This is a genomic window from Vibrio atlanticus, assembly GCF_024347315.1.
GTDB lineage: Bacteria > Pseudomonadota > Gammaproteobacteria > Enterobacterales > Vibrionaceae > Vibrio > Vibrio atlanticus.
The window spans coordinates 1,816,951-1,829,706 of record NZ_AP025460.1 but is presented as its reverse complement, the minus strand read 5'-3'; the positions used below and the strand labels follow the sequence as shown (position 1 = coordinate 1,829,706).

Sequence of the window (12,756 nt, the reverse complement as noted above, 5' to 3'; positions counted from 1 at the left end):
ATCTACAATGGATTAAAAATTATTAAGGATAATTAAAGAGTTATGGAAATAAAAATTGATGATTTGTCGGGTGGAGAGGTTATTGAGCTACTCGAAGAGCATTTAGCTGATATGTATGCGACATCGCCAGTCGAAAGCGTTCATGCATTGGATCTAGAGGGGCTCAAGTCGCCAGAGATTACTTTTTTCAGTGCTTGGAAAGACAGCCAACTGCTTGGGTGTGTCGCCATTAAAGAGCTGAATACCCAACACGCTGAACTCAAATCGATGAGAACCTCGCAGTTTGCAAGAAAGTCCGGTGTCGCAAGCAAGCTATTGCAACACGTTTTGGATACGGCAACCGCTCGCCAATATCGAGGTATTAGCCTAGAAACGGGATCGGAAGACTACTTTAAGGCCGCACGTAACCTGTATGAAAAGTTTGGCTTTGGATACTGTGAACCCTTTGCTGATTATGTGTTGGATCCGCACAGCCAGTTTATGCGTATTGAGTTGCGTTAAGAGGCTAGCCTTAGATGTCGACTTACTTTGCAGGTTTCTCCCTTGGCCTTTCGTTGATTCTTGCGATTGGCTCTCAAAATGCGTTTGTTTTAAAGCAAGGGCTTAAGAACCAACACGTATTGGCAGTTTGCGCTGTATGTGCCATTTCTGACGCCATACTCATTAGCTTTGGTGTGATGGGCTTTGGTGCAATCGTTGAGCAGTTCCCTCAAGTTGAGCAGTTTGCTCGTTACGGTGGGGCTATCTTTTTAGGCGTTTACTCATTCTTGAGCTTTCGCTCAGCATTTACCGAAAATCATGCCTTAGAAGCCGGTGTCGAAACCAAAAACTCTTTAACCAAAGCAGTTACCATGTGTTTAGCGTTTACTTGGCTTAATCCGCATGTGTATCTGGATACTGTGGTATTGCTTGGTTCTATCTCTACACAATATCAACCAAATCAAATGTTGTTTGGTGCAGGTGCAGTATCGGCTTCATTCGTGTTCTTTTTTTTACTAGGCTATGGCGCTCGCTTCTTAGCTCCAATGTTTAAGAACCCGAGATCATGGAAGATGTTGGAGTTTGTTGTAGGAGTGATCATGGCATCTATTGCACTATCTTTGGTTGTTTAGTTTTACTCTGCTTTCGTTAACTTCTCCTCATCAGTTGAACGCTGTTGAGGAAAGTACGGCTTGTTAGCTTGCTAAATTAGTAATTAGTACTGTATCCCTCTGTCTTGCCTCCCTAGCTATTAATTATTCTTTGCAAAGATTTCGCATTTCTCTGTTGGTTTTAAACGTCTTGATAACAACAAATTAAATTATTTCGTGAAATAACGAATTATTCTTCGTCTTTTGGATTTTGGGTTCGTCTTAGGGGTGTAACAAGAAATTATTAACCCGATTCGGAGGCAAAAATGATTAAATTGATTAGCTTTAAAAACTGCCCATTTGTTCAACGTGTAATGGGTTCACTAGTAATGAAAAACGTCCCGTTTGAAATTGAGTATATTGAGCTGAATAACAAACCACAGTGGTTTTTGGATATCTCACCGAACGGGCAGGTACCTGTATTAATTACAGAGAACGACACCGTCCTTTTTGAATCTGATGCAATTGTTGAATACCTAGACGATAAATATACGCCGATTGAAGAGGTTTCACCCGAGCAGAAAGCACTCGACCGTGCTTGGTCTTATCAAGCGAGCAAACATTACATACCACAGTGCGGCACCATGGCGAGTAAAGACAAAGAGACATTTGAAACACGCTTAGCCAATTTACAAAAGGCGTTCCTAAAGGCAGAGAAAAAACTGGGTGATACTGAGTTCTTTAAAGGGGACTACATCTCTAACGTCGACATCGCTTGGTTACCACTGTTACACCGAGCATTTGTAATTAAAGAGCGTTCAGGCTCGATATGCTAGAAAGCTTCCCGAAAGTACAGAGGTGGCAAGCGGCGCTGATTGAATCTGGATTGACCGATAAAACCGTTCCAGCGGACTTTATTGACAAGTTCAGCGGCTTTTATTTAACGAATAACTACTTGGCTAGTCTAGCAGAAGCTCGCTAAATAAAGATTAGGTAATTTATGGCGTATAGTTTAGGCCACAGACAACTATAACCGCTCTAACGTTGAGCGGTTTTTTATGTCAAAAATAACGATTGGTCACGCTATGGGCGGAGTTGGTCCAAAGCCTGAAATTAGTTGGTTTTCACAAGCTTATAAAAGGGAATTATGTCGACTATTTTGGTAGATTAAAGGTATTACCGACTTCCAGTGAGCAGCAATGAAGATTCTTCACACGTCCGATTGGCATCTTGGCCAAAACTTCTACAATAAAAGCCGTAAGAATGAACATGAACGGTTTTTACAATGGTTACTTGAGCAAGTTACAGAGCACGACATCGACGCGATCATTGTTGCTGGCGACATTTTCGATACCAGCACACCGCCGAGTTACGCTCGTGAGATGTATAACAAGTTCGTGGTCGACTCGAACAAGATCGGCTGTCAATTGGTGTTGTTAGGTGGAAATCACGATTCGGTGTCTGTGCTAAAAGAGACACAACAGCTGCTCAAATACATGGGCGCAGACGTGATTCCTAATACCAATGAAGATCATGCGACTCAGGTTGTTGAACTAAAAGGCAAGAACGGCGATGTAGAAGCGCTGGTTTGTGCCATTCCTTTTATTCGCCCTCGCGATGTGTTGACCAGCCAGGCGGGTGTCACCGGTGTTGAACGCCAAAAACAACTCGGCGAAGCGATTAAACAGCACTACCAAAGTGTTTATGATGCCGCTTTAGAAAAACGTGCGACGTTTGAAAACAGCGAGCACATGCCGATTATCGCTACTGGTCATTTAACGGCGATGGGTGTTCAACAATCGGATTCTGTACGCGACATCTATGTCGGCAACCTTGATGGTTTTGCCGCTGATGGCTTCCCAGACGCAGACTATATTGCACTTGGTCATATCCACCGTCCACAAGTGGTGGCAAAGCGTGAATACATTCGTTACTGCGGCTCACCAATACCATTAAGCTTTGATGAACTTAAATCTCAAAAGCAGGTATGTGTGGTTGATTTTGTTGAAGGCGAGCGCACCATTTGTCAATTGCCAGTTCCAACGTTCCAACCCCTAGCTGAAATCAAAGGCGACTTGAACGAGATCGAATCTCAGCTGAACCAATACATAGGTTTAGATAGCGAACAAAGCGTGTGGTTATCGATAGAAGTGCAAGCGCAAGATTACTTGTCGGATCTACAAGAACGTATGCGTTCATTGACTGACGGTTTGAATGTGGAAGTACTTCAACTGCGCAGAGCAAGAGAGCGTCGCAATCAAGCATTAGAGCAAGAGTCGGCAGAAACCTTATCTGAACTGAGCCCGATGGACGTGTTTACGAAGCGTATTGCCTTAGAAGAGTTTGAAACCGATTCTGAAAAAGCACGTTTAGAGCGAATGACGGTGAAGTTTAAACAAGTAATGGTTGAAGTGTCTGAAAGCGCTCAAACACCAAACAAAGTAGAAGAGTAACCAGTATGAAGATTTTAAGCCTAGAATTTGAAAACCTGAACTCTTTGAAAGGACGTTGGAAGCTCGATTTTACCCAATCACCGTTTGCGGAAAATGGCTTGTTTGCGATTACTGGCCCAACAGGGGCGGGTAAAACCACCATTCTTGATGCGATTTGTTTAGCATTGTTCCACCGCACACCGCGTTTAAAGAGCATCGCTAAAGGCAACAATGAATTAATGACGCGTGGCACGGGTGAGTGTTTTGCTGAGCTGGAGTTTGAAGTACAGGGCAAAACCTACCGCTCGAACTTCCACCAAAAGCGAGCGCGCGGAAAACACGATGGCGCATTACAAACGCCAACGTGTGAATTTGCCGATGCTGACACCGACAAAGTCTTAGAGACCATGCTGACCAAGAAGACAAAGTTGGTGGAGCAGGTAACCGGTCTCGATTTTTCGCGCTTCACTAAATCCATCATGTTGTCTCAGGGTGAGTTTGCAGCGTTCTTAAACGCCAATGCTAACGACCGTGCCGAGCTACTTGAAGAGCTGACGGGCACAGAAGTATATAGCCTGATCTCTGAGCGCATCTACGATCATTTCAAGTCGAGTGAAGAGTCGCTTAATCACCTTAAAGCGAAAGCAGAAGGTGTGAGTTTACTGTCTGAAGAGCAAATCAAAGAGCTAACCGCAGAACGAGAAACGCTAGAAGCCGAGCAGAAGCGTTTAGCCGAGCAATTAAAAGAGTGGCAAGCGCATCTTAGCTGGTGGAAAGACGTGACCAAAGCTGAGCAAACTATTGCAACCAGTGAGCACGATTGTAAAACCGCTCAAGATGAACTAGGCCGTAACCAACCTTCATTAGAGCGCTTGGCAAACAGTGAGCCGGCTGAAAAGCTGCGCCCGTTGCATAAAGATTTAAAGCGTTGCGAACAAGAGGTGAACACTACTCAAGCTCACCTAGATAACAGCACCAAGTTACTTGCCGTTCGTGATGCAGAAAAGCAAGACGCGCAAACTAAATTGACTCAAAGCAGTGCAATTGTCGAACAAGTAAAAACCGAGCAACAAGATCAAGAGAAGATCATCGATCTTGTCCGTCCGCTAGATAACCGAATTGCCGTACTCAAAGATAAGCAAACTGCGGCCGTTAATGCAGCAAATACGCTAAACGAACAACATACGCAGCAGCGCAATCAACAGGTTGTTTTAGTCCAAAAAACAGATGCACTGAAGCAACAAGATCAACTCTGCACTGAGTACCTAAATACGCATCAAGCTGACCAACATCTGGAAAAATACCTAGGTCAGTGGCAAGCAAAGGTAGAGCAAGTTCGTACTCTAGAGCGTCAGCATGCAGAACAACTAAACTCAGCGAAGCAAGCTTTGTGTGCGGTTGATGCACAGCAAACGATCATCAAATCTGCGCAAGACGCTAAAGCAGCGCAAGATAAGGCCTTAGCTGAATTGGTGGTGCTAGAGAGTAGTGCAAAGCAACAGTGGGAAGCATTGCAAGGCAACACCAGTGAGCAAGTGCTGAATGCGCAAAAAGATCTGTTGGAGTTTTGGAACCGCAATACGCACTCATTACTCGAGATAAATCGTGGTTTCCTAAATGCCCAGCAACAGCTGCATGCAAAAACACAGGCACATCAAACTAACACTCAGTTGGTCGACAAGCTTTCGAAAGAACGTGAAGTGTTGGTGGAGCGATATAAAGAGAAAGAGACTTCGCTTGAGCGATTAACGCGTTTGATTGATCAAGAAGGCGAGTTGGCGAAATACCGTGCAGCTCTAGAATCAGGCTCTGAGTGCCCGCTGTGTGGTTCAACAGACCATTCGATTGAGCAGTCGCAAGATATTGCAAATTTGGTTGCTCAAAAAGAAACGGAAAACCTAGAGTTAACGGCCATCAAAAAAGAAGGCCAAGAGCATCGTCAGCAGTTGGATTCTCTTGCCCCTATGATTGCGGCGCTTAACGATGACATTCAACGTACGCAAGCGGATATTCAACAAGCTCAACTGAATTGGCAAGGCGTTGTCGGCAAGCTTCAACAGAGCTTATCGGATTTCGCAGGCACGGCTCCAGAGCTAGCACTGCTAACGGTAAACGATTTAGGCAATGAAGCTACAGTCGCGACCTTTGCTCAGCAGTGTGAACTTCAACTAAGTCAGTTCTCGCAGCAACTCAAAGCGTTGGGTGATGCTAAAGCACACTATGCAGAAGCTGAAAAACAACGTTTATCAGTGAGCGTTATGGCTGACAAAGCGCAATCTAATCTCGAGTTGGCCGAGCAACGCTTCGCTGATTTGAATAAGCAAAACCACAGCACAAATGAACAAGTGGCTCAGATTGCTCAAGCGAAAGAACAGCAATGGAACGCTCTGAAAGAGAGCATTGTTCAAACGGCTATTGAAGCGCCTGAACTTGAACATATTGATGATTGGTTTACTGCGAAATCGCAAGCATCAAACACATGGCAGCAAACTAAACAGCAACAGGCCGATATTGAGAAGCAACTGATTACTCAAAATGCCGAATTGAAAACTTTAGATGACAAGCTAAGTAGCGCAGAGAAAGAGCTCGCGACACTGACGCAACAGAGTGAGTCTCTAGCGTCAGAACTGACTCGTGTAGTTTCTGAAAGAACAGAGTTGTTTGGTGACAAAGACATTCAAGCCACCAGCAATGCGATGAAGCAAAAAGTCACTGAAGCGGTAAATGCATTTGATGCTGCGCAGTTAGTGCTTAACCGTTGCGAGCTGGAACATCGAACTGAGCAAACCAAACACATTAGCTTCTGTGAAGAGTTGACTAGCAAGCAGTCAAGTTACATACAAGCGTCGAATGCTTGGTTAGAAGCACTGAAAACGAGCCCATTCGAAGGTGAGGCTGATTTTGAAGCAGCATTGTTGGATGAAGAGGTTAGAACTCAACTTCAAATCCAGAAGAAGTCTTTAGACGAAGCGATTGTCAGTGCGAAAGCAAGGTTGAACACCGCCAAAGCGACGCAAGTGGAGCTACAAAACCACGCAAATGCTAAAGCATGGCAAGAGCAAGACCAACAGCAAGTTGAAGAAGCGACTACTGAATGCCAAAACGCACAACAAAGCCATGCGACAAAGATCGGTGCAATTTCTGCCAATCTTGAAACGGATAACCAGAACCGCAGCAACCAGCAAGATCTGTTCAAGCAAATAGACGAGCAACAGGTCGACTTTGATGATATTTCACGCCTGAATTCACTTATTGGTTCTAAGAACGGCGACAAGTTCCGTAAGTTTGCTCAAGGTCTAACACTGGAAAACTTGGTGTACTTGGCGAACAAGCAGCTACAGCGTTTGCATGGTCGTTACGAACTTAAACGTAAAGCCGATGATGGCTTAGAACTGCAAGTGCTCGACACATGGCAGGGCGATGTGATGCGTGATACTAAGACCTTGTCAGGTGGCGAAAGCTTCCTAGTGAGTTTGGCATTGGCACTCGCGCTATCTGATCTTGTAAGTCACAAAACCAGTATTGATTCACTGTTCTTGGATGAAGGTTTCGGCACGCTAGACAGCGATACATTGGATATCGCACTTAACGCGCTCGATAACCTGAACGCGTCAGGCAAGATGATCGGCGTAATCAGCCACGTTGAAGCACTGAAAGAGCGTGTGCCCGTGCAACTTAAAGTGACAAAACATTCAGGCCTTGGCGTGAGTGAGATGGAGAAGCAGTACAAGGTTATTGCTTAACTGGATTGAACGGACTTAGTTGAATTTGAGCAGAGTCAGTTCAGATAAAGCCGAATCCGTTTGGATAAAGCAGATCCCCGACTCAGTCGTTCCTCCTTCTCGAGGATGACGGAGTCGGGGGGCTGTTAGTAACCACACTGTCGTCACTCCCTAGAGTCAGGAACGATTAGAATACGACGTCATTCCCTAAGGCGAGGAACGAGCGTAATAGGGAATCTAGCTTTGTTAATATTACCTTCGTCATTCCCTCAAGCGAGGAACGAGCATAATAGGGAATCTAGCTTTGTTAGTATTACCTTCGTCATTCCCTAAAATGAGGGACGAGCGTAATAGGGAATCTTTCGTTAACGAATAGGTTAATGGATTCATCGACAAGGAAGCGGTCATGCACAAGAAACCACATTTACCCACCAAGACATGTCCCGTTTGCCTCAAACCATTCTCGTGGCGTAAAAAATGGCAGCGTTGTTGGGAAGAGGTGATTTATTGCTCTGAACGTTGTCGTCGCCATAAGACAAAACCCACATAATCTCCCTTCATTTAAGAATCTATTGAGAATAACCACTCATTTAACGAGTTAATATTTTATCTGTCAGGTAACTCATGTATAAAGACGACATGAAGATACCTAAAAGAATACAGCCTTTAGTTGACGATGGTTTAGTCGACGAGGTGAAAAGCCAACTCATGAGTGGCAAAGAAGCGTCAGTGTACATAGTACGCTGTGGTGATACGATCCGTTGTGCCAAGGTGTACAAGGAAATAAGCCAACGTAGCTTTAAAAAAGCAACGGCATATCGAGAAGGGCGAAAAGTCCGCAATAGCCGCCGCGCTAGAGCGATGGAAAAAGGCTCTGGTTTCGGTCGCGAGCAACAAGAAAAAGTATGGCAAAGTGCAGAAGTGGATGCCTTGTATAAGCTGGCAGAAGCAGGCGTTCGCGTGCCTGTCCCTTATGGCTGCTTTGATGGCGTACTTCTGATGGAGTTGGTCACTGATGACGAAGGTTATGTCGCGCCAAGATTGAATGATGTGGTGATGCCGCCTGAACAAGCGATTGAAGATCATGCGGTGATGATGACTTATGTCGTTAAGATGCTTTGCGTTGGTTTAATTCATGGCGACTTGTCTGAATTCAACGTATTGGTTGATGAATATGGTCCTGTGATTATCGATTTGCCGCAAGCGGTCGATGCATCTGCGAACAACAATGCCGAGTGGATGCTGACTCGTGATGTTAATAATATCCGTGACTATTACGCTCAGTTTGCCCCTGAATTGGCGACCACTGAGTATGCTAAAGAAATGTGGGCACTGTTTGAGAAAGGTGATTTGAAGCCTGACAGCAAGCTAACGGGTGAGTTTACCGAAAGTGACGCCTTGGCAGATATTGATGCCATTATGCAAGAAATTGACGCAGCCCGCGCTGAAGAGCAAAGCCGACGCGAGCGTGTTAAGGAAGAAAAAGAAGGTGTCGACGAGAGTAAGTTCAACTGGGCTGAGTAGCGGTAATAGTAAAGTAATGATCAGTGTTGATCCTTAGTTGAATCCTCAGAGTGCCCTTCGTTGAAACGACATTTTTAGTTTCAACCAACAGCGTCGCGTTAACTACTAAATCCAACAGAGTCACAGCTTTGTTGGGTTTTCTCTTTTTTTAGCTTTCATAAAATTTTACCATTCATCGAAGCCAGCGATTGGCATTACTCACTACCAAGTCAATTGCTCACCATCATACGCGTAGAAATGACCGCTTTTATCCGGCGTAGCAGTTCGAATGATATCCACCAACTGATGAGCTACATAACTAGACTCAAACAACTTACCTTGCGGCACATTGGTCTGAAAGGGCTTAGATAGAGCGGTGTCAGTTGTACCAGGGTGGAGCGCTAACACCGTGCCTTTTTTCAATGTACGTTGCCATTCAATCGACATGGTTTTGATGAACATGTTGAGTGCGGCTTTAGATGAGCGATAGCTATACCATCCACCTAATCGATTGTCTGAAATGCTGCCGACTTTGGCCGATACCACTGCAAATTTTGGATTGTCACTGGCTTTAAGAATTGGCGTGAAGTGCTTGGCCAGTAACAAGCTAGGTAGGGTGTTTACCGATATGTTTTTCAGAAAAAATTCTGGGTCGATAGAAGATAGGTTCTTTTCCGGCCCCAGATCTGGCGTATGAAGCATACCCACGCAATTTATTAACCAATCCAATCGCTCGAATTGAGTGCTTAGCTGCTCAATATCAGCTTCGTTGGTGGCATCGACTTGGTGCCAATTTAGACGGCTATCTTCTAATTCCGGTCGTTGTGAATGATAAGTCGCGTCGACATGGACATCGAGAAAATCAAAGCGAGACAGCTCAGACAATAGGTGCTTAACCACGGCGAACCCAATACCGCCGCTGCCACCAATGACCAATATGTGTAATCTGAGTTGTTCCACCATTATAAGTTCTCCAAGTTAGTCAGTCGTTGTTCTGCGGTATCGAGTATCGCTTGTTGGTCTTGCTCATCCATATTGTCCCAAGACCGATAAAGCATGCCCATTCGAGGGTTGCGATTTAAGGCCTCGCGATGTTTGTTCATGAAGCGCCAGTACAAGCTGTTGAATGGACAAGAACTCTCGCCACTGCGCTCTTTAATTTGGTAATGACAGCCTTTGCAGTAATCACTCATGCGATTAATGTAAGAACCGCTGGCAGAGTATGGTTTGGTTCCGACGATCCCGCCATCAGCAAAAAGTGCCATACCTCGCGTATTCGGCATTTCGACCCACTCAATCGCATCAACATAAATACCAAGGTACCAACTGTCGACTTGATCCGGAGCAATGCCTGTAATTAAGCAGAAGTTACCAGTGATCATGAGCCTTTGAATGTGGTGCGCATAAGCAAACTCGAGGGATTGATCAATCGCGTGCTTCATACAATTCATCTTGGTTTGCCCATCCCAAAAATAATGAGGCAACTGACGGTCTGCTGCGTAGTGGTTTTTGTTGGCGTAAGCAGGCATGTTCGACCAATAAACGCCACGTATGTATTCTCTCCAACCTAGAATTTGGCGTACGAACCCTTCAACTTGCGCAATATCGATAGTGGGTGCGTTTGGCTTAGAAGAGGACTGATAAGCCGACAGCGCTGCATCAATCACTTCTTGGGGGCTTAGCAGTTTACTGTTCAGCGAAAAGGAGAGGCGACTGTGATACAAACTCCATTTTGAATCGTGCTCGGTCGTCATTGCATCTTGAAACTGACCAAACAACGGTAAACAGACTTGGCAGAAGTGAGCGAGTAGAGACAGGCTTTGCGCTCGGTTGACTGGCCATAATAACTGATCACCAACTTCACCAATGGTTTGAACTTGATGATGCTCGATGCGTTTTAAAATCTCAGAAATGTCGTTGGCAAACATTAATGGTTGCGGCAAGTTCTCGATGTCTTGTTTCTTTAGCTTCTTGCGATTGTTTGCATCGTAATTCCATTTACCGCCAACCGGTTTGCCATCGTCGAGCAGGATGTCGAAACGCTTTCTCATTCGACGATAGAAGTGTTCCATCATGATGTGTTTGTCTTTTGGAAATTGGGTTTCAATCTCGTCAAACGGAAACAGGAAGTGCTCAGAATCGCTACAGCCTTTGGTTACTCCGGTTAACTTCAGCTTTGCCAATTGTTGGAGAAGTCGATATTCGTCTGGCCGTTGGTATTCAAACTTTTCAGCAGCAAACTCGTGGACGTAGTGTTGCAATAGAGCATCGAGGTTTTCAAATTGAGTGGTGTCATCCAGAGTTAGGTGGAGTACCTGATGACCTTGTTGTTTGAGCTCGTCGGCAAAGTAGCCCATCGCAGAGAAAAAAGCGGCCACCTTTTGGATGTGCGATGCAACGTAGTCAGTCTCTTGCTTGAGTTCGGCAATAATATAAATGACGTCGTCATCAACCTGTTGAAACCAAGAGTGCTGGACATTGAGTTGATCGCCTAAGACAAGGCGCACGGTTTTGAAGTTCATAACACATCCTGATTGTTAGTTAAGACAGGTTCTTTGCTGCTCGCATTCCATTTGTTGATAAACGCATGGTCTGGGTCATACATATCGGTCTGCTTAGCCAAGTCGAAATGGTGTGATTTAGGTTGTGCTTGGTTGGCATTCTTTTGTTTGTTGGTTTGGGTGTTTACCTGAGAGTTCAGGGCTCCGGCTATGTAAGCCCAATTACCCCAGTTTGATGCCACGTCATAGTCGATAAGTTGGCTCTCAAAATAGGCTGCGCCGTGTCGCCAATCGATCCCTAGTTCGTAGATCAAACAGCTAGCGGCCAGCTGTCTTCCTCGATTAGACATGTAGCCTGTTTCATTAAGTTGGCGCATACACGCATCGACAATCGGGTAGTTGGTATTGCCACTTTTCCATTTGGCGAAATTCAGGTTCGGCGTTGCTGAGGAGTTTGGGGTGTTGAGTTCTTGTTTTGAAGAATCATCGAATAACGATGAGCCCAGAGATAAACATTTCCAATAGAAATATTCACGCCACAACAACTCAAAGTAGATCCAATAGGTTGAATCGTTACTGCCATGTTCGGTTTCGAACTGTTTCAAATGGCGATAAATCGTTTTAGGCGAAACGCAGCCGAGTGCCAACCACGGCGAAAACTTGGTTGAGTTTTCGATGCCGTCAAATGCGTTTCGAGTCTGTTTGTAGTTAAGGGCGTAATCATGTGAGAAGTAGTTTTCTAAATGCGCTAGTCCTGCGTCTTCGCCACCCAAATATTCGTTTGTTACTGCTCTTTCTAAATTTGGAGAACTGAATAGTGGGGTTGCCGTTACTGGTGTTGGTGTCACTGCTGGTGGAAGGTGTGCAATAACCGTCTCGCCGCCATTAATGTTCAAGTGTTCGATTAGCTTTCTAAATTTGGTAAACGAGCTCGGGACTTTTGATAATTCAAACGGCAGCTCATGTAAGTCAAACAAGGTGGCGTGATGTGGCAAGCGTGTCATTAAGTCAGGGTGACCACTGTGTACTGTATGAATCAATTGACGCTCGTCGTAGCCGCAATGTGCATTGGCGAAAAAGTGGGTACAGTTTTGCGTAACAATGATTTTGTTGAGTGTTTGTTCAGCAGTGTCGGGTGCTAGATGGTTACTGCAGATCACAACCAGTTGCTGTCCAAGCTTCACTAAATTGGCTTCTAGATTGGCTATCGATTGTGAAATAAAGGTTTGGCGATGCGCTCCATAACTGTGCTCTTGTGCAAATTCAGCAGAGAAGCGAGAGAGCGTAGGTTCGACAATAACGCAAACGAGTTCATCGACCACCTGCGCGGCTTGGTGAAGCAACTGATTGTCGTTGATTCTTAAGTCGTTTGTAAAAAGATAGAGACCAATCTTTTTCATTGCTTACACTCGTGATTTGTTAATTATTAGACGCTTACGAGTTGATAAGCCGACAAGATCACAAATGATTTCAGCAAGTGGTTGATAGTTGGGTTGAGGTAAATAGGAAGATTGAATAGGGGATGTAA

At 44.9% G+C, this 12,756-nt stretch carries 9 protein-coding genes and 1 pseudogene; 7 read left to right on the top strand and 3 right to left on the bottom strand.

The genetic code is table 11. The features are described 5' to 3' along the window. The first annotated feature begins 42 nt into the window (after positions 1-42). From OCV30_RS08165 to OCV30_RS08135, 7 genes and pseudogenes are all read left to right on the top strand, one after another. Positions 43-501, top strand: a complete 459-nt coding sequence (locus OCV30_RS08165) for a GNAT family N-acetyltransferase (protein ID WP_065679658.1) — start codon at positions 43-45, stop codon at positions 499-501. Between the two features lie 14 nt (positions 502-515). Beyond that, positions 516-1,112, top strand: coding sequence for a LysE/ArgO family amino acid transporter (locus OCV30_RS08160; RefSeq protein ID WP_065679659.1), 597 nt, complete (start codon positions 516-518; stop codon positions 1,110-1,112). A 284-nt stretch (positions 1,113-1,396) separates the two neighbouring features. Continuing rightward, positions 1,397-2,052, top strand: a pseudogene (locus OCV30_RS08155) (glutathione S-transferase family protein). 217 nt (positions 2,053-2,269) lie between these two features. Continuing rightward, the gene (sbcD, locus tag OCV30_RS08150; RefSeq protein WP_065679660.1) at positions 2,270-3,523 is read left to right on the top strand and encodes an exonuclease subunit SbcD; all 1,254 of its coding nucleotides are present in this window, start codon (positions 2,270-2,272) and stop codon (positions 3,521-3,523) included. Between the two features lie 5 nt (positions 3,524-3,528). After that, entirely contained in the window at positions 3,529-7,245 is a 3,717-nt protein-coding gene (locus OCV30_RS08145) for an AAA family ATPase (protein WP_065679661.1), read from the top strand. A gap of 385 nt (positions 7,246-7,630) precedes the next feature. After that, positions 7,631-7,774, top strand: a complete 144-nt coding sequence (locus tag OCV30_RS08140; protein WP_076671818.1) for a DUF2256 domain-containing protein — start codon at positions 7,631-7,633, stop codon at positions 7,772-7,774. An 89-nt stretch (positions 7,775-7,863) separates the two neighbouring features. Further along, complete coding sequence (locus OCV30_RS08135; RefSeq protein WP_280136710.1) at positions 7,864-8,748, top strand: PA4780 family RIO1-like protein kinase; 885 nt, start codon at positions 7,864-7,866, stop codon at positions 8,746-8,748. A 201-nt stretch (positions 8,749-8,949) separates the two neighbouring features. Here the strand turns inward: OCV30_RS08135 and OCV30_RS08130 are convergent, their stop codons facing one another. From OCV30_RS08130 to OCV30_RS08120, 3 genes are read right to left on the bottom strand one after another with little or no spacing between them, the layout of a single operon-like run. Continuing rightward, the gene (locus OCV30_RS08130; RefSeq protein ID WP_065679662.1) at positions 8,950-9,690 is read right to left on the bottom strand and encodes an SDR family oxidoreductase; all 741 of its coding nucleotides are present in this window, start codon (positions 9,688-9,690) and stop codon (positions 8,950-8,952) included. Next, positions 9,690-11,249 carry a cryptochrome/photolyase family protein gene (locus OCV30_RS08125; protein ID WP_065679663.1) on the bottom strand — a complete coding sequence of 520 codons (1,560 nt, stop codon included), beginning with the start codon at positions 11,247-11,249 and terminating at the stop codon, positions 9,690-9,692. Before OCV30_RS08125 ends, OCV30_RS08130 begins: the two co-directional genes overlap by 1 nt. Next, positions 11,246-12,628: a DASH family cryptochrome gene (locus tag OCV30_RS08120; RefSeq protein ID WP_065679664.1), complete on the bottom strand. Its 1,383-nt coding sequence runs from the start codon at positions 12,626-12,628 to the stop codon at positions 11,246-11,248. Before OCV30_RS08120 ends, OCV30_RS08125 begins: the two co-directional genes overlap by 4 nt. Positions 12,629-12,756 lie beyond the last annotated feature (128 nt).

Excerpts from the sequence above, each read along its gene's own strand:
- OCV30_RS08130 (WP_065679662.1), bottom strand. The coding sequence starts at position 9,690 with ATGGTGGAACAACTCAGATTACACATATTGGTCATTGGTGGCAGCGGC.
- OCV30_RS08165 (WP_065679658.1), top strand. The coding sequence starts at position 43 with ATGGAAATAAAAATTGATGATTTGTCGGGTGGAGAGGTTATTGAGCTA.
- OCV30_RS08145 (WP_065679661.1), top strand. The coding sequence starts at position 3,529 with ATGAAGATTTTAAGCCTAGAATTTGAAAACCTGAACTCTTTGAAAGGA.
- OCV30_RS08160 (WP_065679659.1), top strand. The coding sequence starts at position 516 with ATGTCGACTTACTTTGCAGGTTTCTCCCTTGGCCTTTCGTTGATTCTT.
- OCV30_RS08120 (WP_065679664.1), bottom strand. The coding sequence starts at position 12,628 with ATGAAAAAGATTGGTCTCTATCTTTTTACAAACGACTTAAGAATCAAC.
- OCV30_RS08140 (WP_076671818.1), top strand. The coding sequence starts at position 7,631 with ATGCACAAGAAACCACATTTACCCACCAAGACATGTCCCGTTTGCCTC.
- sbcD (WP_065679660.1), top strand. The coding sequence starts at position 2,270 with ATGAAGATTCTTCACACGTCCGATTGGCATCTTGGCCAAAACTTCTAC.
- OCV30_RS08125 (WP_065679663.1), bottom strand. The coding sequence starts at position 11,249 with ATGAACTTCAAAACCGTGCGCCTTGTCTTAGGCGATCAACTCAATGTC.
- OCV30_RS08135 (WP_280136710.1), top strand. The coding sequence starts at position 7,864 with ATGAAGATACCTAAAAGAATACAGCCTTTAGTTGACGATGGTTTAGTC.